The organism is Solidesulfovibrio carbinolicus (assembly GCF_004135975.1).
Taxonomy (GTDB): domain Bacteria; phylum Desulfobacterota; class Desulfovibrionia; order Desulfovibrionales; family Desulfovibrionaceae; genus Solidesulfovibrio; species Solidesulfovibrio carbinolicus.
Map to the genome: position 1 here is coordinate 2,355,147 of NZ_CP026538.1, position 22,247 is coordinate 2,377,393.

Below are 22,247 nucleotides of genomic sequence, written 5' to 3' on the forward strand. Positions count from 1 at the left end.
GTCAATCCATTTTATCCGGAGACGCCATGCCTCTTGCCCAATTCCTGTCCCTGGCCCAGGCCATCGAGCCGCAGCATCGCTACCGCACGGTCTATGACGCGGATTTCTCCGTCCTCGTGCCGGGCAAGGAACGCATTGACCAGGACATTCTTGACGACTTCGGCCGCATCGACTTTGTCGGCCGCACCGTGGTCGATCTCGGCTGCAATTTCGGCTTTTTCACCTTCCAGGCCAGACGGCAGGGCGCGGCGGCCGTGACCGGCGTGGACCGCGAACCCCGGGTGCTCGACGGCTGCCGGCTGCTGCAACGGCATTTCGGCCTGGATAACGTGGGCTTTGCCTGCCACGACATCGACGATCCGGCCTGCTCGCTGCTTGGCCGCAAGTTCGACATCGCCATGCTGGTGGAATTTATCGGCAAGACCTTTATCGTGGAAAACCGGGTGGCCCCGGCCCTGGCCTTTTTGGAAAGGCTCTCGGACCGGGAACTCATCGTGTCGGTGCAAAAAATCTACTGGATTCGCAAGGAACTGGGGACCACGCCCGAGGCCCTGGGCCGGCTTTATCCCGAACGCTACATACGTGGCGGCGATTTCCTGCTGCTCGACTACGTGCGCGATTTCCTGGCCCCGCGCTGGCGCATGGAAGCCATTTCGCCCTTGGCCGAGGGCTATGAAAAGCCGCGCAAGTTCCTGCGTTTCGTGCCGGCGGAGGGGTTGTGAGCGATCCCACCCGCCGCGAGAACATCCGGCCCGGGCAGCGCGTGGCCATCGTGCTCAAAAAGGATCAGCGCACCGGGACGCTAACTGAAGGCGTGGTGCGTGACCTGCTCACCAAGGCCCCGATCCACACCCGGGGGATCAAGGTGCGGCTGACCGACGGGCAAGTCGGCCGGGTGCACCGCATCCTCGACTGACCGACCGCAATCCGGCCACCGAAGCCAAGGTGGGCATTGCCGGTCGGCCGGAAGCATCGTCGGACCAATTTTGCTGCGGCCGCCGGGGCAGGGCGGGCGTCGCCTGTCGGCCTGGGGCCTCGTCCGCTTGACTGACCGGCTGATTGGCCGGCCTACTCCGCCCGCCACAAGGTCTGGACCGGAGTAAAGGCGGCGTCGAGTTCGGGGCTGATTTCCACCGCCACCTCGCCGTTCTGGCGCGACAGGCGCACATGGGCCTTGGGATCCAGGCCGGCGCTTTGGGCTTCTTCACGCCAACGGGCCACGTCGGCCGCCACAATGGCGTCAAAGCCTGCCTCGGGCCGAGGTGGGGCCGCGAAACTCGATACTGTCACCCACTCCTGCGACACGTTGTTTCTCCTTGCGCTTTGGCCGGCGTCAGGGGCTGGCCATGATGATTATTGGCAATCCCTGTCGTGCAGGGGACAGGCCAGGGCAAAATCGTTCCAGGCCGGCGTATGCGGTTCCAGGCGGCCGTCGCCCCGGATGTGGACCACGCGCGCGCCCCGGGCGAGAAGTTCCGGAGCGATGCGACCGGCCCGGCAACAGCGCCTGGGGTCTTCCTCGGCGCACAGCAGGGTCAAGCGCCAGGCCTGCCGCCAGTATTGCATGATCCGCTCGATGCCGCGCACAAAGGACACCGCCGCCTCGATGGGCGTGCCGCTCGGCCGGCCGCCGAGTTCCCGGCCCATATAGACGTAGGACACGCCCCAGAGGCCAAGGGACGGCTCCAAGAGCTCCTTGGAAAACTGCGGCATGTAACGCGAGGTCGGAGCGGTGCGCACATCAATGACCATGTTGACGCCCTGACGGGCCAGCAGGCTTAAAAACACGACCCGCTCCAGGCCGCCATGCCCAATGGTATGGATGGGCGGGCGGGCCAGCGGCTTGGCGGCCATCCCTTAGACCTCCCCGGTCAGCTCCCGGAAACGGAAGCAGCCGCGCAGATGGTCGTTGACCAGTCCGGCGGCCTGCAAAAAGGCGTAGACGATGGTGGGGCCGACAAAGCCAAAACCACGCTTTTTGAGATCGCGGCTGATGGTTTCGGCCAATGGCGTGACGGCCGGAACCTGTTTGATGTCGTCCCAGCCGCCGATGACCGGTTTGCCGTCCACAAAACGCCAGAGGTAGGCGTCAAACGAGCCGAAGGCCTCCTGTACGGCCAGGAGAGCCTGGGCGTTTTTCACGGACGCCGCCACCTTGGCCTTGTTGCGGATGATGCCGGCATCGGCCAGGAGCCGAGCCTGATCGGCCGGGCCATAGGCGGCGATGCGGACCGGATCAAACCCTTGGTAGGCCGCGCGGTAGCCTTCCCGGCGCTTGAGCACCGTGAGCCACGACAGGCCGGCCTGGGCCCCTTCGAGGATGAGCAGTTCGAACAGCGCCCGGTCGTCATGGAGCGGCGCGCCCCATTCCTCGTCATGGTAGCGCACGTACAGCGGCAACTCCCCGCACCAGGGACACCGAGGCTTGTCGGCAACGTCCACATGCATCCTCATTGTCCTCTGTCGGGAACAGGGCGAAAAGCGAAAACGCTTAAGCCCTGCAAGCGCCCATGATTTACTGGCAACCCACTGACATAACCCTCCCCGAAAACCATTTGGGGGGTCAGGGGGGCCTCAGGCCCCCAGCGGAGAGGTCCAGGAGAGGCAGAGCCTCTCCTGGCCGCCGGAGGCACTTTCCTCGTCTACAACCCCAATTCGCCCCAGACTGCGTCGATGCGGGCCTTGGTGGCCGGGTCCATGACCAGGGCGTCGGGCCAGCCCCGGGTATGACCTTCCTCGGGGCCTTTTTTCGTGGCGTCGATGCCCATCTTGCCGCCGAAGCAGGCCATGGGCGCGCTGTGGTCCAGGGCGTCGAGCGGGCCGTCCACGATGACCACGTCGCGCCGCGGATCGACGTTGTTGCCCACGCGCCACCAGACTTCGGCCGTGTTTTGCACGTTGACCTCGGCGTCCACCACCACGATGAACTTGGTGAACATCATCTGGCCCAGGCCCCAGATGGCGTACATGATCTTGCGGGTCTGGCCGGGGTAGCGCTTGTCGATGGAGACGAAGCAGAAGTTGTGGAACACGCCTTCGACCGGCAGGCTCAGATCGACGATTTCGGGCAGCTGCTTTTTGATCAGCGGCAAGAACAGGCGCTCGGTGGCCTTGCCCATGTAGGTGTCTTCCATGGGCGGCTGGCCGACCAGGGTGGCCGGATAAACGGCGTCCTCGCGGTGGGTGATGGCCGTTACGTGGAAGACCGGATAGTCGTCGGCCAGGGAGTAGTAGCCGGTGTGGTCGCCAAACGGGCCTTCGCGGCGGCGCTCGCCGGGTTCGACGTAGCCTTCCAGCACGAACTGGCTGTTGGCCGGAACCTGCAAGTCCACGGTCTTGCATTGCACGAGCTCCACGGCCTTTTGGCGCAGGAAGCCGGCGAAGAGAAATTCGTCGATGTCGTCGGGCAGCGGCGCGGTGGCGGCATAGGTGCAGGCCGGGTCCGGGCCGATGGCCACGGCCACTTCCAGGCGCTCCCCGCGCTTTTCGGCCAGCCGGTAGTGGGCGGCGCAGCCCTTGTGGCGGTGCCAGTGCATCCCGGTGGTGGTCTTGTCGAAGACCTGCATCCGGTACATGCCGACGTTGCGTTTGCCAGTCTCGGGGTCCTTGGTGATGACCACCGGGAAGGTGATGAACGGGCCGGCGTCGCCGGGCCAGGTGGTGAGCACCGGCAGGATGGACAGGTCCACGGCGTCGCCGGTCAGGACCACGTCCTGGCAGGGGGCGCTGGCAACGGTCTTGGGGAAGATGCCGGCCATCTTGGCGAGCTTGGGCAACATTTTGAGCTTGTCGATAAGCCCTTCGGGCTTTTCCATCTCCAGCACGTCGTCGATGCGCCGGCCCAGGGCGTCGAGATCCTCGGACTCCAGGGCCAGGTTCATGCGCGGGAAGGACCCGAAGGCGTTGGTCACCACCGGGAAGCGCGAACCCTTGGGATTTTCGAAATATAGCGCCGGCCCCACTGCCTTGGACACCCGGTCGGTGACCTCGGCGATTTCCAGATATGGGTCCAGGGGCGCAGCAATGCGCCTCAGTTCGCCCTTTTTGTCCAAAAGCCGCAAAAATTCCTGCAAATCCTTGTACGCCATGCGTGAACGCTCCGGGTGTGGTCGATCCGGCGTGACCGCCGGTAAGGGCTTTTATACGCGAAGCCGCAGCCCCGTAAAGGGCCGGGCCGCGCCGGCGATAAGCGGCGCAAAAAGTCCGCCGGACTCGGCCGGGGCAAGCGGCCCGAGATGCACGCAGACTGGCGCGAGTTCGCGATGGCCCAGGCGCACGGAAGTCAGGGCGGCGACAAGCCCTTCTCCGGCCTCGGGACGCTCCAGGGACAGCCGGTAACTGGCTCGGTTCATGGACAGGGAAAAGATCCCGGAGACCCGGCCGGCCTCGGCCAGCCGGCCAAAGAGCCGCAAGGTAAATGTGCGGCCGGACCGCGTGACCAGGCCTTCGCTGGCGTCCAGACCGGGAAAGGCCCAAGGCAGGTAGACCGGCCGCCCGGCCTGAACCGGCAGGAAGGCCCGGGCCAGGCGCAGCAGTTCCCGCAGGCGACCGTAAAGGCCGGCCGCTTCTGGGGTGGACGCAAGCCAATCGAAAAGGCGTTTACGGGCGGCCAGCGGGGCCAGGGGCGCGTTTGGACCCGCCGCGCCTGTCTCGGCGAAAAGCGGCGGCCCGCGATGGAGCACGGCTTCGAAACGCGAGCGTGCATCGGCCAGGGCGGCCAGGAGCAGGGCCGGATCGTCCACGGCCGAGGGCGGCGGGGTGATGTCGCGCAGGAGCAGTTCCGGCTCCAGGCGTTCGATGCGGAAAACGAGTTCCCGCCCCAGGCTTGGTTCGTGGTCCAGGGCGGCCAGCAGCTTGTGGCCGGCCAGATTCACCCAGAAAAGGCCCTGGGGACCGGGCGCGAGGAGCCGGCCGCGTACGGTCTGGCCAACCTTCCGGCCGCGCTTGAAAGCCTGGGGATCGGAGCGGTCCCGACCGTCGCCGCCGGACGGCGTGCCGCCGGTAGAGCCCCCTGAGACGCGCATGGCATGTCCTTCGTTTCAGGGCTTGCCGGTCAGTTCGAAGTAATCGGCCCGGTCTATGCCCGGGAATTCGAACACCGTCGGCGTACAGGTTCCTTCACGGATGACGCGTAGTTCGCAAGGCATGACCGCCCCGGCCTTGATGCCGTACTTGGCGGCGAAACGCGGTCCGGGCGGCATGGAGTTGATGAGCGTGAAGGTATGGACGACGTCTTGCTTGTAGAGCGGCTCGTCCGTGATGGGCTGGTTAGGCACGAACTGGAAGGTCATGGCCAGGGGCGGGTAGGGCGTGGGCACGCCGGCCGTGGGAGAATCCGGCTGCCAGGCCTTGACGTCCACGAACGTGGCCGTGCCAGGGTAGCTCTCATAGCGGCAGGGGCCGCCCACGCGTTCGGGGCCGGCGGCCTGGGCCAGGGCAGGCAGACAGGCAAAGGCGGCAAGGACGGCGGACAACAGCAACAGGCAGGAACGGAGCATGGCAAACCTCCTTTGGAGGCTGATGGACGATGGGCGTTATTTGGCCAACAGACGCAGGTACAGATCGCCGCGCATGGGGCCGATGCGCCGGCCCATGCCCTTGAGGCGGATGGGCCGGCCCACCACGAAATCCGGCGGCAGGGTGACTTCCACCATGGTCGGCTTGGTATTGCCCAGGCCATGTCGGATGCCGACTCGTATGCGGGTTCCGGGGAGCAGACTGGCGCTTGGCAGATGCACGGTCTGTTCGTCGTCAAGCTGTTTTTTAAAGTATCCCTTGAGATTTTCCAAAAAGCCCTTGGACATGTCAAAGGATACAGCCTTGTCGCCCCAGCTGAACGACATTTCCCGAGCGCCCTTGGCCGCCACCTTTCTGGCGGTGCGCTGGGGGCCGCTTTTCACTTGCCGGTAGATGTCCTCGAAGACCTGCCGGGCAAAGGGGTCCTTGAGCAGGTCCTGAAGCACTTCCTCGCGGCGGAAATAGAACCCGGCGTCGTCGTTGTCCTTGGAGGCCTTGGTGTAGGCCTGCTTGGCTTTGCGCTGCTGCTGGCGCGCCCCGGCCTCGGCTCCAGGAGGCGGTGGGGGAGGCGGCGGCGGGCTGCCCGGGCGGGAAGTCCTCGCATCCGCGCCCGGACCCGGCGAAGCCTTGGGACCGGCGGTTTTGTCCTCCCCCGGCGGCCTGTAGCCGGCCGTGTCGTCGCGGTCGGCCAGATAGTGGCGCAGGAGCAGGTAGGCTTCGTTTAAGCGTTGGAACTTGCGCTTGGCCGCCGGATCGTCGGGATGCAGGTCCGGGTGAAGCTTGAAGGCAAGCTTGCGATAGGCCGATTTGACGGCCTCGATGTCGTCGCGGGCGGAAACCCCAAGCAGGGCGCGCGCCTGATCCAGGCGCATGGAATCCTGTCCGCCCATGGCCGCGCCGCCTTAAGGGTTGTCCGGACAGGTCTCGACCAGGGCCTCGGGCACGTCGGCGCCCCGGGGCCGGCAAAGTCCCCGGCTGGTCAGATAGTCGCGGCCTTGCCTGGCGAATTCGGCGTGGGGGGCCTGCATGTTGATGCCCGGGCAGTCCTCGGCGGCCATGGCGTGGCTGTCGGCGTCGATGATGTTGCCGCGAAAGTACGGCCAAGCCCGGCATACGTCGGGACGGGCCGGATGCACCGAGCAACCATCTGCATAAAAAATGCAATAGTTGTCGTCGCCGGTGATCAGCCGTTGCCGGCCGCCGACGAACTCGGCATAGCGCGAAAGAAACGTCTCGCGGTCAAGCTTTACGTGGCCGGCCAGCCGCTCGATGTCGGCGGCGGACATGACGATGCCGCCCACGCCCTGACAGCAGTGGCCGCAACGTTGACAGACAAAGGCGGTGACGGTCGGCATTTCCACTTCCTATCCCCAAAGGCGGCGGTATTCAACCATGGTGCAACGATCTTCCACGACAACGACGCCCGTCGGCGCGAGCATGGCCCGGGCCTCGGGGCTGGCGATACCCGTCTGCATCCAGAAACCGGCCGGCCTGTGCGCCAAGGCCAACACCTCGGCGGCATGGCCGGGGCAGGCCATCGGGGCGCGGAAAAGGTTCACTAAATCGATGGGTTCGTCGATCAAGGCCAGGGTCTTGCGGGCCGGGATGCCCCAGACCTCGGCCCGGGCCGGATGCACCGGAATGACCCGGAAGCCGGCGGTTAAAAGGAAACGTCCGACCATGTCCACGTCCGTACCGGGACGGTCCTTGGCCCCAATGAGCGCGATGGTCTTGCCCGGGGCAAGCATTTCCTTGAGCGTCGAATCGGCGTAGAGCATCAGGTCTCCGGGTGTTTTCGTTTGCGGCAAAAACGTGTATCGGCTTGGCGGCATCACTGCCTGGAGGTCAACCGCACCATGCCGGATCGCGCCATAGCCCGCTTAAGCTTGGACCAGGCCCGCGCCCTTTGGGAAAACGAGGACGTCTTTTCCCTGGGCAAATTGGCCCACGCCGCCCGACTCGCCCTGCATCCCGAGCCGGTGGTCACCTACATCGTGGACCGCAACATCAATTATACCAATATTTGCGCCTGCGGCTGCCGGTTCTGCGCCTTTTTCAAGGCCCCGGGGCAGCCGGGAGGCTACGTGCTTTCGCCCGAGGAACTGGCCGCCAAGGTGGCCGAGACCGTGGAGCTCGGCGGCTGGCAGATCCTGCTTCAGGGCGGGATGCATCCCGAACTGCGGCTGGGCTTTTACACCGACATGCTGTCCGCGTTGCGCCGCCAGTTCCCCAGCGTGGCCGTGCACGGCTTCTCGCCGCCGGAAATTGTTTTCCTGGCCGAAATGGAAGGGCTGTCCATAGCCGAGGTCCTGGCCGAACTCAAGGCCGCGGGACTGGCTTCCCTGCCTGGCGGCGGGGCGGAAATCCTCTCCGATCCCGTCCGCAGCCACGTTTCGCCCAAAAAATGCCCGGCCGACGCCTGGATCGGCGTCATGGCCGAAGCCCACAAGCAAGGCCTTCGCTCCACCGCCACCATGGTCATCGGCCTTGGCGAGACCATCGAACACCGGCTGGAACACCTGCTGCGCATCCGCGATCTGCAAGACAGGACTGGCGGCTTCACGGCCTTCATCCCCTGGTCCTTCCAGCCCGGCAACACGGCGTTAGACGTGCCGGAAACCTCGTCCTGGGAATACCTGCGAACGCTGGCCCTGTCGCGGCTGTTCCTGGACAACGTGCCCAACATCCAGGCCTCCTGGGTGACCCAAGGTCCCATGATCGGCCAGACCGCGCTCTATTTCGGAGCCAACGATTTCGGTTCCACCATGATCGAGGAAAACGTGGTGGCCGCCGCCGGCGTCCACTTCCGCATGGAAGAAGAAGAACTGCGCCGGCTGGTGGTCAAGGCCGGCTTCGAGCCCGTGCGCCGCAACATGGATTACTCGCGCCGCGAAGGGTGAGGGTATAGGGGAGGGGGAGAGAGGCGAAGAATGCCTCCGGCGGCCGGGGGCCTGAGGCCCCCAGACCCCCCGCATAAAGACAAAGGTTAAAGGGGAGTTGGCGCAACTTGGCGTTGTTGTCGGCGTTTGAAATAGTTAAACGCAAACGGGATTCCAAAGGGCGGCAGCCCTTTGGCCGCCGGAGGCTTTTCCCCTACCTACTACTGCTACCCGTGCGTCTTCCTTCCCTTCCGCGCCGGACGGGCGCTTAAGCCCACGCCGCCGAGCACGGTCGCGCCGCCGAGGAGTTGGCCGGCGTTTAAGGTCTCATCCAAAATGAGCCAGGAGAGCAGGCAGGTGATGACGGGGATGAGGTTGATGAATGCCGCCGCCTTGGCCGCCGGGGCGTTGCACACGCCGTAGTTGTACAGGCCGTAGGCCACGAAGGTGACGGCCAGTCCCAGGAAAAAAACGGCCGCCACCGGCCCAAAGGTCAGCTTGGTCGGCATGGGCGCGAACACCAGGGCCGGCGAAAAAAAGGCCATGCCGACAAAACTCTGGGCCGCCGTGAGATAGAGCGGCTTGTGGCGCGCCGCCAGTTTCTTGCAGGTGATGATGTAGCCCACGGCACAGCACATGGCCAAAAATTCCAGGAAATTGCCGAGGATGGGACGCGGGGCCTGCGGTCCGGCCTCGCCGGCCAGACTCATGACGGCCACCCCGGCCACGGCCAGGCAAAGCCCGGTCATGGCCCGGACTTCAATTTTTTCTTTAAGAACGAAAGAGGCGGCCACGGCCGTCATCACCGGCAACATGGCGGTGATCATGCCGGCCTGGGAAGCCTGGGTCATGGTCAGGGCCTGGGACTCGAAGATGAAATAGAGGCACGGCTCGCAAAAGGCCATGAAGACGATGCCCTTCCAATCCGCCCGGCCGGCGGCGAAGCCGCCCATGCGCCGCCATATGAGCGCGAACACGGCCGAGGCCACGGCCATGCGGCAAAAGACCGCCAGCAGTGGCGAAAATTCCCGCATGGCGATCTTCATGGCGATAAAGGAGCTGCCCCACAAAATAGAGGCGCCGACCAGGGCGAAAAAGGCCGCCCAGGACATTTCGCGGTTTGTCTGCGACACGATGGGCCTTCCTTGCGGCCTGAGCCCGGCGAAATCGCGCCGGATGCGTTTTGGTAAGGCATCCGGGACGCGCCCGGACGGAGGCTATGCCCGGCGCGGCCGAATATTGCAACCCCAACGGAGTGGTATCACATGACGTTTGAAGCGCTGGAACGCCTGCCCGAATCGGAAATGCTCACCCGCCAGGCGGCTGTCCGCCAACTTCTGGCCGAAACCGCCCCCCAAGCCGGCGGGTTGCTCGTTTTTTCACGCCTGGCCATCTATTATCTCACCGGTTCTTGGGCCAACGGCTTGCTCTGGCTGCCGCTTGAGGGCGCGCCCGTGCTGCTTTGCCGCAAGGGCCGGCAGCGGGCCGAGCTGGAGTCGCCGCTGGCCGCCATCGTGAACTTTCGCTCCTTTGGCGACATCGCCCCCCTGTGCGAACAGGCCGGCAGTCCGCTTTCCGCTGTCTGCGCCGCCGAGCAGGCCGGACTGCCCTGGAATCTGGCCAATCTCCTGACCGCGCGCCTACCTGGCACCTCGTTCGTTTCTGGCGACGCCGCCCTGGCCATGGCCCAGGCCTACAAGTCGGAATGGGAACTGGCCAAGATGCGCCTGTGCGGAGCGCGCCACAACGAGGGGCTGTACGCGCGCCTGCCCGGGCGCATCAAACCCGGCATGACCGAGCGCGAGATCACCGGCGCGTGTTTCGACGTTTTTTACGAGCTGGGCCATCAGGGCCAGTTGCGCATGGGCAGCTACGGCGAGGAAATCTTCCTGGGGCACATCGCGGTGGGGGACTCGGCCAACTACCCCAGCGTCTTCAACGGGCCGGTGGGGCTTCGTGGGGCGCATCCGGCCCTGCCCTTTTTCGGCTACGCCGGCACGGTCTGGAAAAAGGGGCAGGTGCTGACCATCGACAACGGCTTTTCCCTGGAAGGCTACAGCACGGACAAGACGCAGATCTATTTTGCCGGCAAGGCGTCGGCCATCCCGGACCTGGCCCGGCGCGGGCATGACCTGTGCGTGGCCGTGCAGCAGGCCGTGGCCGAGCGTCTCGTGCCCGGGGCGATCCCGTCGGAGCTTTACGCCTTGTCCCTGGAGATGGCCGACAAGGCCGGATTGTCGGAAGGCTTCATGGGCCTTGGCGATAATCAGGTGCGGTTTCTGGGGCACGGCATCGGGCTGACCATCGACGGCTGGCCGGTGTTGGCCAAGGGTTTCGATCAACCGCTTCGGGCCGGCATGACCCTGGCCCTGGAACCCAAGTTCGGCATCCCGGACCTGGGCATGGTCGGCGTGGAGAACACTTTCGAGGTGACGGAGCAGGGCGGCCGATGCCTCACCGGCAAGCGCTACGACATTCTCTGCATCGACTAATCCACTCGCTCGTCGTGGGCCGGCGCTGTTCCCGCCCACGGCGAGCAAAACACACCGCTCCCGCCCACCCCAGCACTCCCTCCCCCCTTTACCATTTGGGGGGCCGGGGGGGCGGTCGGCCCCCAGCCGCCGGAGCATCTCCCCCTCTCATATCTTTTGCTCCACCTTCCCAAAGCACGGGATGCACAGCGTCTGGCCGGCGAAGCGGCGGGTGCGCGATTCCATGACGGATTCGCCGCAGGCCTGGCAGACGAGGCTGGAGAGGATGGCCGCCCGGCGCGGCGGGGGCGTTTGGGGCTCGCTTCGGACGAAAAGGCTTTCGGGGTCGCCGGCCAGGATGCGCGCGGCGCATTGCCGGGACAGGGCGGGCAGTTGTTCCCGGGCGGCCGCGTCGCCGGCGTTTGCGGCTTGGCGCACGGCGGCGAATTCGGGATCAACGGCGGCCAGGGCGTCCGGGCGCAGGAGCAGGCGCACTCCGGCCCCGTCGGAGCGGCGATGGAAGGTGAAGGCCGTCTTGCCGTAGTCGCGGTGGACGAGGTTGCCTTTGCCGAAGGTGCAGCCGAGCAGGGCTTGGATGGCGTCCACGGCGCACATGTCGGTTTCGACCACGGCCACGATGTCCTCGTCGCCGTCCCGGCCGCACACGGCCTGGCCCAGGCGCGCGGCCTGGATGCCGATGGCCAGCCCTGGGCACATGTGGCCATGGTAATCCACCGCCCGGGCGGTCAATGTTGGTATATCGGTGAAATCTTGCATGGGAGATCTCCTAATATGTTGATATAGAAGATGAAGATGCCTCCGGCGGCCGGGGGCCTCAGGCCCCCGGACCCCCTATATGGGTTAAGGAGGGAGGAGATTACGGCGTGTTGCCCGTGATCGGAAACGTCCGGCCCAGGGGGCCGAAATCCTTGGCCATGTCGGCGTAGACCGGGCGGCCGACCATGAAGGCGTAGATGGCGTCGGCCTTGGCGGCCGGATCAATGTCGGCGAAGACCTCGGGATAGAGGATCTTGCCGGCGGCGTAGGCGTCGGCCACGATGGTCTCGAGGTTGGTCAGATAGCTCGTGAAAGGATAAAGTACGTAGACTCGGCCAGCGGCCACGGCCGGCAGGCTTTGAGCGAAGTCGGGCTGGCCCGACAGTTCGTCGGCCATGGCGTACAGGCCCGAGGCGTCGAGAAACAGGATCTCGGGACGAAGCGAGAGCAGTTGCTCCTTGTCGAGAAAGCCGTGTCCGTCCTTGACCAGTTTGGCGGCGACGTTGTCCGCCCCGAGCCAGTCCAGCGGCGGATAAGGATTGTCGGTGCTGGTCAGGCCATGGGAACCGCGCATGCCCGTGCCGCCGACATAGACGCTCGGCCGGACGTAGCCCGGCGTGGCCAGCCCCTTGGCCGCCCGGGCGCGCACGTCGGCCTCGGCGGATTGCATGAATTCGGCCACTTCCTTGGCCCGGGCCTCACGGCCAAGAATCGTCCCCATCATGGTCAGGGTGTCGAACACCTTGGGATCGTAGCGCCCGAACGCGCCGTAGCTGACGACTACCACCGGGATGCCGAGCTTGTCCGAAAGTCGCTGGGCCGTGCCGGGTTCCATGGCCGAGGCGAAGATGACCTCCGGGGCCACGGCCAGGAGCGCTTCCAGGTCGGGTTCCTTGTCGATGCTTTGCGGGCCGCCCGGGCCGATGACCGGCAGGGCTAAAAGCTCGGGGTGGGCCAGGTTGTAGGGACGGCCCGTGCGGCGGGCGGTCTCGAAACGCTCTATGCCGACCACGCGGTCGGTGGCCTGAAGGTAGGCGATAAGGCGCAGGCAGCCTGGCCCCAGGCAGACGAGGCGCTTTGGCGCGGCCGGGACCGTGACCGAGCGGCCGGCGGCGTCGGTGACCGTGCGGGTTTCGCCGGCCAAGGCCGGGAGGGCGGTAGCGAGCAGGGCCAGCAAACAGGCCAGGGCGAATAGCGGGCGAGGCATGACGGCTCCTTGGCTGAGGGGGTTGCATCAGGCGGCGTCGGCCACGCCAAGGGGCATGACCACGGGATGGCCGCCCACTTCGCCAAAGGCCACGTCCACGCCGTAGACTTCGCGCACCACTTCAGGACCAAGACCCGAGCGGTCCAGCACGGCATGGACCCGGCCATGACGCAGCAACACGAAAACGTCGGCAAAGCGCAGGGCCTGGGACAGGTCGTGGAGCACGACCACGGCGGTCAGGCCTTTCGCGGCAGCGGCCCGGCGCACGATGGCCCGGACGTCCTCGGCGTTTTTCAGGTCCAGGCTGGCGGTCGGCTCGTCGAGGAGCAGCACGTCCGGCTCCTGGACCATGGCCCGGGCAAGGGACGTTTTTTGGAGTTCCCCGCCGGAGAGATCCTCCAGGCGTTTGAAGGCGAGCGGCTCCAAGCCAAGGGTGACCAGGCCGTTTTCCACGGCGGCCAGGTCGCGCCGCGACGGGCCAAAGCCCATATGGGGCCGACGGCCCAGCAGCACGGCCTCGAACACGGTGAGGCTGTCCGGCCGCTGGGATTGGGGCACGTAGGCCACGCGCCGGGCGATCTGCCGGCGGCTTAAAGCAGCCATGTCCCGACCGTCCAGGGTGACCCGGCCACGCAAGGGACGAGCCAGGCCGCCCAGGCAGCGCAGCAAGGTGGACTTGCCCGCTCCGTTGACCCCGAGCACGGCGGTCACCAGCCCCTTTGGCAGGGGCAAATCGACGTTTCGCAGCACTTCCCGGCGGCCATGGCCACAGGCGACGTCGTGGGCGCAAAGCGTCATGTCCGACCTCCTCGCAGCAGCAGCAATAAAAACAGCGGCGCGCCGAGAAACGAGGTGAGCACCCCCACCGGCAGCGCGCCCGTGCCGGCCAGCTGCCGGCCGGCCGTGTCGGCCCCCAGCAACAACAGCGCGCCCCACAAGCCGCTATGGAGCACCAGGGGGCCATGGTCGGCACCGACCAGACGTCGGGCGATGTGGGGGGCGAGAAGTCCCAGAAACGCGATGACGCCGCAGGCCGCCACCACCACGCCGGTGGCCAGGGCGGCCAGTCCCAGTCCGGCCAGACGCAAGGACAGGGCGCGCACGCCCACGCTTCGGGCCACGTCCTCGCCGGCCAGCAGGGCGTTGAGGTCGTGGCGGGCCATCAGGCCGAAACCGCCGGCCGCGACGCCGGCCCCGGCCATGGCCGCGATCTGCTCCCAGCCGGCCCGGGACACGTCGCCGAAAGTCCAAAAGACGATGGCGGCAAGCTGCAGGTCGTCGGCGAAAAACTGGATGAGGATGGTGCCGGCGGTGAAAAGCGAGGACAGGGCCACGCCGCACAGGATCATGGCCTGGGGCGAAAGCCGCCGAAGCGTGGCCAGTGCGGCAATAAGCGCCGTTGCCCCCAGCGCCCCGGCAAAGGCGCAAGCGGAAACCGTGGCCGCCGCGCCGATGCGCACGATTTCGGCGGCCGAGCCGGCCACGGCGTTGGCGGTAAATCCTCCGGCTCCGAACAGCACGATGCCGCAGGCCGCGCCAAAAGCGGCCGCATGGCTGATGCCCAGGGTAAAGGGCGAGGCCAGCGGATTGCCGAGCAGGCTTTGGGTAAGCGCCCCGGACACGGCCAGGGCAAAACCGCCGCTGACGGCGGCCAGGATACGCGGCAGGCGGATGCCCAGGACCACCACCCCGGCCGGCCCGGCTGCGCTTTGGCCGAAGAGGTGGCCGGCGACCTGGGACAGCGAAAGGTCGTAGCGGCCGGCCGTCAGGGCGTAGCCGGCCAAAAGGGCCAGGAGGACGCCCAGCCCCAGAGCTAGGAGCGACTTGGCCCGCGAAAGGGCCAGTTGGTTGGCGACCAGCGACATTGCAGCGGCAGGGGAGGTGGACATCAAGACACGGGTAGCACGTCTTTGCAGTTCGTGCAATATCAAGCGCCGCTTGTGCTAATTCATACGTTTTTATTCGATAAAAAGACTGGTGATGTCTGCGGCGTGGGGTGGAGGGGCACGCACAGCTCATTGGGGTGCGGCAACACCCCTTGTTTGGTCTTTCTGTGGCCGGTCAAACAAGAAGCACGGCCCGTGTTGGCGAGGCTTCGGCTTCGGGTACGGCCAGGGGCAGGCAGACGAGGCGGCAGCGGCCGATCGGGGCCTGAGATAAATCAAGACCTTCCAAGATGAGAACGCCGGCCGAGAGCAAGATATTATGGACGGGATAGGCGGGATCATTGAGTGGTTCGATGCTCATGGCGTCGAGGCCGGCCAGGGCGACGCGCCGGGCCGTGAGTTCCCGGGCCAGGGCCGGCGATACGGCGGCGAAGTCGGCCGGAAAATCCGGGCCGGCGAAACGGCGTTCCCGGGAATTGCGGGTGGCGAAAAGCACGGCCTCGCCGGGCCGGGGATCGGCTGCGGCCAGGAGTTCGGGGCCAAGGCGCAGGGCCTGACCGCAGGCCACCACCACGGCCGGCAGGACGAAGGCCTCGGCCGGATAGTCGCCGGCCCGCTTGCCGCCAGGGAGGAAATGGGCTGGGAAGTCGATATGGGCGGCGGCGTGGGCGCTCATCGACCAGGCGGCGGCTTCGCAGCCGTGGGCGGCCTGGTCGAGAAACAGGCGGCGGGCAAAAGGCGGATCGCCGGGCACGGGGGGCGTCGTGGTCAGGGGTAGCGAGATGTCGATGACGCGGCTTGGCATGGCGCTCCTTGGCCGATGGCGAGGCGGCGGCACGTTTGCGGTTGGGTGGAAACGACGCAATTGTTCTTCATTTCACAAGCGAAGAAGACATCTTGAGCGTACCCGGCGCATGGATCGGGGGCAAGGTCGGGTGCGTCAATGCGATCGGCGAGAAATTCCATAAAAAAAACGCCCCCGCGAGGCGGGGGCGTTTTACTTGGCGGCGATAGTTGCCTGAAAAAGCTACTTCGCGGCCACGTGGCAGCCGTTGTTGGAGCAGGGAGCCACGGACAGGGGCTTCTGGCCCTTGGCCTTGCGCTCCACGTTGAGCTTCATGTGGCAGCCCAGGCAGCTGTTGTCGGCATTCTTGTCGTGGAAGGCGCGGAAGTAGGACGTGGCTTCCTGGCGGTCCTTCAGGTTGTCGTGGCAGCCGGCTTCGGCGCAGCCCTGGATTTCGCCCTTGCCGTCCCACATGTGGTGGCAGGTGACGCAGGCTACGGAAGCGTGTTGGCCGTGGGAAAATTTGACCGGGGCAAAGCTGGTCTTGAGGACCCCGGACGGCCGTTTGAAGGTCAGTTCAAGGGGGTAGCACAGGGTGGATTTGGCATCCACGATGTCGCTGAACTTGCCGCCCTCGCAATAGGCCGCCGTGGCCAGGGCCAGGCTGCACACCATGACGATCAACCCGGAAAGCATGACCTTGGAACGCATCCAACTCCCTCCTTAAGCTCCAAGAAACGGTGAAAGTGACCTTGCCGCTGCGACTACGCAGGCGGGGCGTCAGGCAACTGCTCCGCCGCCGTAATTCAGTGGAAAAGCGTAAAATTTCACAAGCCGGAAGTCAATACTCTTTTGGCAAAAAACGCTGTACGCCAGGGTGAAAGTCGACGCACGCACAATGCTTTTCAAAGGATTCACGGGGTTAATCGTTTTCGGTCAAACACTCGAGCTTTTCCGATGCCTCCAGGGCGTCCATGAGTTCCAGGCTCAGGCGAATGAAGTCCGAAGCGGTCAGGATGCCGACGAGCTTGCCTCCCTCGACCACGGGCAGGCAGCCGTATTTCTGGGTCAGCAACACTTCTGCAGCCTGGCGCAGGGGCAGGTCCGGGGTGACCATGGCCACGTCGGCACGCATGACTTCGCCCAGCGGGATGCCGGCGTAGATGTCTTCCTGGGTCTGGGCGTCGATCTCGGCCAGCCTGGACACCGAGGCGGCCAGCAGGTCGCGGTGGGTGACAAGCCCCACAAAGGCCCCGGAACCGTCGATGATGGGCAGATGACGGATGCGCGCCTCTTCCATGGTCCGCTTGGCGGACAGCAGGCTGTCGTCGTGGCGCAGCGCGATAAGATCTTCGGTCATGAGGTCGCGGGTAGTCAGCATGGACACCTCCTTGGTGATCTGCGTGAGTTGGCATCGACCACCGGCCGTGTCAAGGCGCAAGGCGTTGACTTGAGGCGGAAATTCTGTTTTCCGAAGAGGATTGGAATGGCGCGGGGAAGGATGCTGCCCGGCGAAAGGAAACCGATGAACGCCACTGGGGTCAAGACCGATTTGCGGCGCAGCCGGGAACGCATGGTGCGGGAGCAGATCGAGGCTCGGGGCGTGACCCGGCCCGAGGTGTTGCGGGCCATGCGCAAGACGCCGCGCCACCTTTTCGTCGAAGAGGCGCTCATTCCCCAGGCCTACGAGGACCACCCGCTGCCCATCGGCCACGGCCAGACCATTTCCCAGCCCTATGTCGTGGCCTGGATGACGGAACTGCTCGAGGTCGCCCCGGGCCACAAGGTCCTGGAGATCGGCACGGGCTCGGGCTACCAGGCCGCCGTGCTGGCCGAACTCGGAGCCGAGGTCTATACGGTGGAGCGGATACAGCCCCTCTATGAACAGGCCCGGGCCAGGCTCGACGCCTTGTGCTACGACCGGGTGCGGCTTAAACTCGACGACGGCACCCTGGGCTGGCCTGAGAAGGCCCCCTTTGATCGTATTTTGGTGGCCGCCGGAGGCCCCAAGATTCCGGCCCCCCTGGTGGCCCAGCTCGGCCCGGCCGGGCGTATGGTCATACCGGTCGGAACCTCGCGGCGAAATCAGACCCTGTGCCTGGTGCGCCGGGAAAACGGCCGGGTCATCGTGCGCGATCTCGGCGGGGTTATGTTCGTGGACCTCGTCGGAACCCACGGCTGGCAGGCTTCGTGAAGGAGTTGGCTCCATGACGCAATCCGATTCCTGTCGCGGCTGCTCCGGACCGGGCAAGCCTCTTGGGGCGGCGGCCGGCAGCGACGACCGCCAGGCCCGCATCGGCCAGACCCTGGAGCGCATCCGCTACAAGCTCGTGGTCATGAGCGGCAAGGGCGGGGTGGGCAAAAGCACCGTGGCCGTCAACGTAGCCTGCTCCTTGGCTGCTGGCGGCGCCCGGGTGGGGCTTTTGGACGTGGATCTCCACGGCCCGAGCGTGCCGGGCATGCTCGGCCTGACCGGAGCCATGACCGCCGCCGGCGAAGCGGCCATCGCCCCCAAACGCTTCGGCGACAATCTCTCCGTGGTTTCCATGCAGTCGCTTTTGGCCGACCCCGACGCCGCCGTGCTGTGGCGCGGTCCCATGAAAACCACCGCCATACGCCAGTTCATCGCCGACGTGGACTGGGGCGACCTCGACTATCTGGTCATCGACTCGCCGCCAGGGGCCGGCGACGAGCACCTGACCGTGCTCAAGACCGTGCCCGACGCCTTGTGCCTGCTGGTGACCACGCCCCAGGAGATTTCCCTGGCCGACGTGCGCAAGAGCATCAATTTTCTCCAGTACACCAACGCCAACATCCTCGGCGTGGTGGAAAACATGAGCGGCCTGGCCTGTCCGCACTGCGGCCGGGAAATCGAACTTTTCAAGAAGGGCGGCGGCGAGGCCCTGGCCCGGGATTTCGGTCTGGAGTTTCTCGGCGCGGTGCCCCTTGATCCGGCCACGGTGGCGGCCGGCGACCTGGGCCGGCCGGTGGCGCTTTTGCCCGGGGACCATCCGGCCAAGGCCGCCTTTGCCGCCCTGGCCGACCATGTGGCCGCGGCCTGCCGGGGCAGCCTCGAAGCCGCCGCCTACCCGAGGCCCTAGCCCACGGATCGTCGAGCGGCCCGCGGCAATGCGGAAATCGCCCCAGGCCGAAAATACGCCCGTGGCGGCGCGTTGCGGGGCCGATGGCTGCGGCGCGCGGGGCGGAAGGCTTTGACGCCGGCCCGGTATTGCTTTAATTGCCTGCCTGCGCCACGAAACCACCAGGGACTAACCACGCTATGTTTAATCTTGCCAACAACCTCACCTTGGCCCGCGTCGGGGCTGTGCCGATCCTGGTGCTCCTGCTCTATTTTCCGAGCCGGGGAGCCTGTTTTGCCGCCATGATGGTGTTTATCGCCGCCGCCGTCACCGACATCATGGACGGCGTGGTGGCCAGGCGGTGCAATCTGGTCACCAATTTCGGCAAATTCCTTGATCCGCTGGCCGACAAGTTGTTGATAAGCGCCGCACTCATCATGCTCGTCCAACTCGGCTGGGTCGAGGCCTGGGTGGCCGTGGTCATCGTCGGCCGGGAAATCGCCGTCACCGGGCTTCGGGCCATGGCCGTGGACCACGGCGTGGTCATTGCCGCCGACCGCTACGGAAAGCTCAAGACCGTGTTGCAGATGGTGGCCCTTTGCCCACTGCTGCTGCATTATCCCTTTTGGGGCTTCGATCCCGCACCGCTGGGGCAGACGCTTTTGTACTTGGCCCTGGTTTTGACCCTTGTTTCCGGCATCAATTACTTTTATGGATTCAGCAAGCAGGCGAAGTGGTCGGACAAGGCCGCCCGGTAGCGACACGGACATGCCTCGCCCGCTGACCAACACCTTTTGCGACAAGGCGCTATGAAAGCCAAAAACATTTCCAAGCTGGCCCGCCGCCGGGTCCGTCCCGCCCGGGCCGGCCTCGGCAAGGGCGCCTGGTCCGGGGCGCACCTGGACGACAATCTCGCCGCCCGTATCGAAAACTGCCTGCACACCATCCTGGAGCTCGAACCCGACCTGGAGCGCCTCCAGTTCGGGCACTATCTGCTGCGCGACTTCAAGGTGCTCAAGATGTTTCTCTCCCAGGTCGAAGACATCGAAGTGGAGGAACAGGACGTGCTGCGCATTGAGGCGGCCACGGAGAATTTCCTTCGCGAACTGAAGGAGCCCCTGGCCCAGTCCGATACCAAACGTCCGAAGAAATACGTCGTGCAATGACATGATCTGGCGAAGGTTCCTGCTGACGGCGCTGATCTTTTTCAATGTGTTCCTGCTCTATAACCTGATCTGGAGCGACAACGGCATTTTTGCCTACCTCGAACTCAAATCCCGGCATGAGCAGCTCAAGCAACGCCTGGAAGCCGTCAACGACAAGTCCCTGGACCTCAGCCAGGAAATCCGCTGGCTCAAGACCGATCAGGCCTTTACCGAGAAAATGGCCCGGTCCCAGATGAACTACCTCAAGGATAACGAGATCCTTTACCAGTTTCCCAAGGACCCGCCCGCCGCCAAGGAGCCGGAACGGGACAAGGAAGGAAAGCGGGCCGATGCTCAGTAAGATCGAAATCTACCGGGAAGTCCTGGAAATTGAGCCCAACTCCAAGGTCTTCTTCCCCCTGGCCCGCAGCCTGGCCGAGGAAGGCCGCCACGACGAGGCCGCCGCCGTGCTGTCGCGCGGCATCGGTTTCCACCCCGACCACCTCGAAGCCAAGTTCCTGCTCATCGAACTCCTCACCCGCCAGGGCAAGGAAGAGCAGGCCGACCAGGTCTTTGCCGATGTCGGCGCGCTGTTGGCGCGCTATCCCTCGGTCTGGCTCCTGTGGTCCAAGACCGCCGCCGCCCGGGCCAAGGACCCCTCCCTGGCCATGCTCTTTTTGGCCCACTATTTCCAGAACCAGACCCTCACCTGGGCCGAGGTCATGGAGCGGGGGCTCAAAAGCCTGAGTCAGGCCGCCGGCTCCCTTGAGCCGTCCGAAGGCTCGGCCGGACCGGGAGCCGCCGAGCCGTCCGGCGGATCGGAGCAGTCCGGGCCGGACGGCGGGGAAGAAGAAGCCGCTGCCGCGCCGTCGGCGAGCATTGCCTCGGACATCGCCGCCGTGTCTCAAGATGTCGTGGCCCCCGCCCTGGGCGATAGGCCAGGGGCGTCGGAATCGGCCTTGCTTGAGCCGACTGGGGAAACCAGGCCGGTTCGTGAACCGGCAAACGTCCCATCCAGCCCGGTTGCCCAGGCTGCCGCCCTGTTCGAGGCCGAGGAACCCGCACCGCACGCGGTGAGTGTTCCCCCGCTTGTCGCCGCCGGGCCTGCCGAAACCGCCGGCCCGGAGTTGCGAGGCGCCCGCGAGGTCATGGCCCTGGCCGGCCTGCTGGACGCTCCGGAAACCGTTGAACCCCGTCCCCGGTCCAAGCCCGCCAAAGGCAAGGAACAGGGCGTGCGCACCCGGACCATGGCCGCCGTCCTGGCCGAGCAGGGCGATCTGGCCGGCGCGCGTGCCATTTATCAGGAACTTCTGGCCGCTGCCGCAACCGATGTCGAACGCGATGAGTTGCGCGCCCTCATGGACGCCCTGGGCGCAACGGGGCGGCCCGCCTCGCAGGACCCAGCGCAAACGCCCGCCGCCGATGGCCCCAAATCGGCCAACCGGCTGGCTGATTTTCTCGAAGCCCTGGCCAACCGCCTGGAAACCCGGGCCGGATCGTAACCGCCGCCTTCGGCCAACCGCCTCCACCGCATACGCCAACCGCACGAGGATACGGCTTTGAAACGCACCGTTCTCGCGGCCATTGCCGCCATTGTCTGTCTTTGCACCCTTGCCGGCTGCGGCACCATGAAAACCCAGTGGCGCGAAACCCGCAAGCTGTACCGGGAATACATCAACACCGATCCCTCCATCGACTTCAGCGACCAGGGCATCTCCGACAAGGGCCTGCAACGCCTGGCCGCTCTCATGATGCCCGTGGACGAGCGGCTGCTGGCCATGCTGCGCACCCTGGGCAGCCAGGACTCGGCTCCGGACCCCGAATGGGCCCAGCAGCTGCTGTCCGCCAATGCCTGGCTCTCCGGCATCGCCGTGGTCGATGCTTCGGGAGCCACCGTCGGTCAGGTGCCTTCGACGCCCATGCGTCCCCTTGATTACGCCTCCTTGCTCGACATGGCCGACCGCTACAAGGTCCGCAAGATGGGCGCGCGCGTGGTGTCCGACGAGATGGGCACGGTGGTCATGATCGCCATGCCGTTTTTCAAGGAAAACGAATGGGCCGGTCTGGTCGTGGTCAATTTCGACCCGCGGAACCTCGTGCGCTTTTCGCCCGACCCCAATGCGCTGGTGGTGGTGTCCACCGAAGGCCTGCTCTGGGCCGGCGGAGCAGGGCAGGGCGAGTCCCTGGCCGCCCTCAAATGGAACGACATACTCAAGGGCGAGGTGCAGGGCGACATCCGCTCCGGCGGCGGCGAATACGTCTGGCAGGCCCGCTACCTCGGCCAGTTGGAACTGGTTTATCTCACCGACGCCCGGGAAGTGCGCGCCGCCAAGCCGGAACCCAAGAAGGAAGCCGCGCCCGCGCCCGCACCTGACAAGGCGCTGCCTTCCACCGAGCCGTTGCCGCAGCCTGCGGATCTGACCGCTCCCTAGAGAGGCCTTCTCGATGCATCTTTGGCCGGCGGTCGAGGCCGCCGGCTTTTTTTTCTTCCCAACCCTGGA

At 65.7% G+C, this 22,247-nt stretch carries 28 protein-coding genes; 11 read left to right on the plus strand and 17 right to left on the minus strand.

Annotated features, from left to right (window positions below):
• Positions 1-26 precede the first annotated feature (26 nt).
• Positions 27-722, plus strand: a complete 696-nt coding sequence (locus C3Y92_RS10445) for a methyltransferase domain-containing protein (protein ID WP_129352302.1) — start codon at positions 27-29, stop codon at positions 720-722.
• Entirely contained in the window at positions 719-916 is a 198-nt protein-coding gene (locus C3Y92_RS10450) for a YwbE family protein (RefSeq protein WP_129352304.1), read from the plus strand. The genes C3Y92_RS10445 and C3Y92_RS10450 overlap by 4 nt, the downstream gene beginning before the upstream one ends.
• 152 nt (positions 917-1,068) lie before the next feature.
• Here the strand turns inward: C3Y92_RS10450 and C3Y92_RS10455 are convergent, their stop codons facing one another.
• The 9 genes from C3Y92_RS10455 to C3Y92_RS10495 form a co-directional block, all read right to left on the minus strand.
• Positions 1,069-1,305, minus strand: a complete 237-nt coding sequence (locus tag C3Y92_RS10455) for a hypothetical protein (protein WP_129352306.1) — start codon at positions 1,303-1,305, stop codon at positions 1,069-1,071.
• Positions 1,306-1,353: 48 nt separating this feature from the next.
• Entirely contained in the window at positions 1,354-1,854 is a 501-nt protein-coding gene (locus C3Y92_RS10460) for a DUF488 domain-containing protein (RefSeq protein ID WP_129352308.1), read from the minus strand.
• 3 nt (positions 1,855-1,857) lie between these two features.
• Entirely contained in the window at positions 1,858-2,454 is a 597-nt protein-coding gene (locus C3Y92_RS10465; protein ID WP_207213991.1) for a DNA-3-methyladenine glycosylase I, read from the minus strand.
• A gap of 188 nt (positions 2,455-2,642) precedes the next feature.
• Positions 2,643-4,088 carry a menaquinone biosynthesis decarboxylase gene (locus tag C3Y92_RS10470; protein WP_129352310.1) on the minus strand — a complete coding sequence of 482 codons (1,446 nt, stop codon included), beginning with the start codon at positions 4,086-4,088 and terminating at the stop codon, positions 2,643-2,645.
• Between the two features lie 51 nt (positions 4,089-4,139).
• Entirely contained in the window at positions 4,140-5,024 is an 885-nt protein-coding gene (locus tag C3Y92_RS10475) for a hypothetical protein (protein ID WP_129352312.1), read from the minus strand.
• A gap of 15 nt (positions 5,025-5,039) precedes the next feature.
• Positions 5,040-5,498, minus strand: coding sequence for a hypothetical protein (locus tag C3Y92_RS10480; protein ID WP_129352314.1), 459 nt, complete (start codon positions 5,496-5,498; stop codon positions 5,040-5,042).
• A 36-nt stretch (positions 5,499-5,534) separates the two neighbouring features.
• A complete protein-coding gene (locus C3Y92_RS10485; protein ID WP_129352316.1) occupies positions 5,535-6,407 on the minus strand; it encodes a J domain-containing protein in 873 nt (290 codons plus the stop codon).
• Positions 6,408-6,419: 12 nt separating this feature from the next.
• Entirely contained in the window at positions 6,420-6,872 is a 453-nt protein-coding gene (locus tag C3Y92_RS10490) for a YkgJ family cysteine cluster protein (RefSeq protein ID WP_129352318.1), read from the minus strand.
• A 9-nt stretch (positions 6,873-6,881) separates the two neighbouring features.
• On the minus strand, positions 6,882-7,295 hold the full coding sequence (locus tag C3Y92_RS10495; RefSeq protein ID WP_129352320.1) for a CoA-binding protein: 414 nt from the start codon (positions 7,293-7,295) through the stop codon (positions 6,882-6,884).
• Between the two features lie 78 nt (positions 7,296-7,373).
• Here C3Y92_RS10495 and mqnC point away from each other — a divergent pair, with 78 nt between their 5' ends.
• Positions 7,374-8,417 carry a cyclic dehypoxanthinyl futalosine synthase gene (gene mqnC / locus C3Y92_RS10500; RefSeq protein WP_129352322.1) on the plus strand — a complete coding sequence of 348 codons (1,044 nt, stop codon included), beginning with the start codon at positions 7,374-7,376 and terminating at the stop codon, positions 8,415-8,417.
• Between the two features lie 206 nt (positions 8,418-8,623).
• Here mqnC and C3Y92_RS10505 read toward each other — a convergent pair whose 3' ends face one another.
• Positions 8,624-9,508 carry a DMT family transporter gene (locus C3Y92_RS10505; RefSeq protein ID WP_129355852.1) on the minus strand — a complete coding sequence of 295 codons (885 nt, stop codon included), beginning with the start codon at positions 9,506-9,508 and terminating at the stop codon, positions 8,624-8,626.
• 153 nt (positions 9,509-9,661) lie between these two features.
• Between C3Y92_RS10505 and C3Y92_RS10510 the strand changes: the two genes are divergently transcribed.
• Positions 9,662-10,888 carry a M24 family metallopeptidase gene (locus C3Y92_RS10510; protein ID WP_129352324.1) on the plus strand — a complete coding sequence of 409 codons (1,227 nt, stop codon included), beginning with the start codon at positions 9,662-9,664 and terminating at the stop codon, positions 10,886-10,888.
• 147 nt (positions 10,889-11,035) lie between these two features.
• Here C3Y92_RS10510 and C3Y92_RS10515 read toward each other — a convergent pair whose 3' ends face one another.
• The 7 genes from C3Y92_RS10515 to C3Y92_RS10545 form a co-directional block, all read right to left on the minus strand.
• The gene (locus C3Y92_RS10515) at positions 11,036-11,644 is read right to left on the minus strand and encodes an FmdE family protein (protein WP_129352326.1); all 609 of its coding nucleotides are present in this window, start codon (positions 11,642-11,644) and stop codon (positions 11,036-11,038) included.
• Positions 11,645-11,744: 100 nt separating this feature from the next.
• On the minus strand, positions 11,745-12,851 hold the full coding sequence (locus C3Y92_RS10520) for an iron ABC transporter substrate-binding protein (RefSeq protein ID WP_129352328.1): 1,107 nt from the start codon (positions 12,849-12,851) through the stop codon (positions 11,745-11,747).
• A gap of 27 nt (positions 12,852-12,878) precedes the next feature.
• Complete coding sequence (locus C3Y92_RS10525) at positions 12,879-13,649, minus strand: ABC transporter ATP-binding protein (protein WP_129352330.1); 771 nt, start codon at positions 13,647-13,649, stop codon at positions 12,879-12,881.
• Complete coding sequence (locus tag C3Y92_RS10530) at positions 13,646-14,740, minus strand: FecCD family ABC transporter permease (protein WP_207213992.1); 1,095 nt, start codon at positions 14,738-14,740, stop codon at positions 13,646-13,648. Before C3Y92_RS10530 ends, C3Y92_RS10525 begins: the two co-directional genes overlap by 4 nt.
• A 172-nt stretch (positions 14,741-14,912) precedes the next feature.
• The gene (locus C3Y92_RS10535) at positions 14,913-15,542 is read right to left on the minus strand and encodes a cyclase family protein (RefSeq protein WP_129352332.1); all 630 of its coding nucleotides are present in this window, start codon (positions 15,540-15,542) and stop codon (positions 14,913-14,915) included.
• 222 nt (positions 15,543-15,764) lie between these two features.
• Positions 15,765-16,232: a cytochrome c3 family protein gene (locus C3Y92_RS10540; protein WP_015860830.1), complete on the minus strand. Its 468-nt coding sequence runs from the start codon at positions 16,230-16,232 to the stop codon at positions 15,765-15,767.
• A gap of 211 nt (positions 16,233-16,443) precedes the next feature.
• Positions 16,444-16,902, minus strand: coding sequence for a CBS domain-containing protein (locus tag C3Y92_RS10545; protein WP_015860831.1), 459 nt, complete (start codon positions 16,900-16,902; stop codon positions 16,444-16,446).
• A 144-nt stretch (positions 16,903-17,046) separates the two neighbouring features.
• On the opposite strand from C3Y92_RS10545, the gene C3Y92_RS10550 reads away from it, so the two are divergent.
• The 7 genes from C3Y92_RS10550 (at position 17,047) to C3Y92_RS10580 (ending at position 22,178) form a co-directional block, all read left to right on the plus strand.
• Complete coding sequence (locus C3Y92_RS10550) at positions 17,047-17,715, plus strand: protein-L-isoaspartate(D-aspartate) O-methyltransferase (RefSeq protein ID WP_129352334.1); 669 nt, start codon at positions 17,047-17,049, stop codon at positions 17,713-17,715.
• A 13-nt stretch (positions 17,716-17,728) separates the two neighbouring features.
• Positions 17,729-18,622 (plus strand): Mrp/NBP35 family ATP-binding protein, encoded by an 894-nt coding sequence (locus C3Y92_RS10555; RefSeq protein WP_129352336.1) that lies wholly within the window; start codon positions 17,729-17,731, stop codon positions 18,620-18,622.
• A gap of 179 nt (positions 18,623-18,801) precedes the next feature.
• A complete protein-coding gene (gene pgsA, locus C3Y92_RS10560) occupies positions 18,802-19,359 on the plus strand; it encodes a CDP-diacylglycerol--glycerol-3-phosphate 3-phosphatidyltransferase (RefSeq protein ID WP_129352338.1) in 558 nt (185 codons plus the stop codon).
• A gap of 51 nt (positions 19,360-19,410) precedes the next feature.
• On the plus strand, positions 19,411-19,767 hold the full coding sequence (locus C3Y92_RS10565) for a hypothetical protein (protein ID WP_006918687.1): 357 nt from the start codon (positions 19,411-19,413) through the stop codon (positions 19,765-19,767).
• Between the two features lies 1 nt (position 19,768).
• Complete coding sequence (locus tag C3Y92_RS10570) at positions 19,769-20,107, plus strand: FtsB family cell division protein (protein ID WP_015860836.1); 339 nt, start codon at positions 19,769-19,771, stop codon at positions 20,105-20,107.
• Complete coding sequence (locus tag C3Y92_RS10575; RefSeq protein WP_129352340.1) at positions 20,097-21,248, plus strand: tetratricopeptide repeat protein; 1,152 nt, start codon at positions 20,097-20,099, stop codon at positions 21,246-21,248. Before C3Y92_RS10570 ends, C3Y92_RS10575 begins: the two co-directional genes overlap by 11 nt.
• Before the next feature lie 57 nt (positions 21,249-21,305).
• Positions 21,306-22,178, plus strand: coding sequence for a PDC sensor domain-containing protein (locus C3Y92_RS10580; RefSeq protein WP_129352342.1), 873 nt, complete (start codon positions 21,306-21,308; stop codon positions 22,176-22,178).
• Positions 22,179-22,247 lie beyond the last annotated feature (69 nt).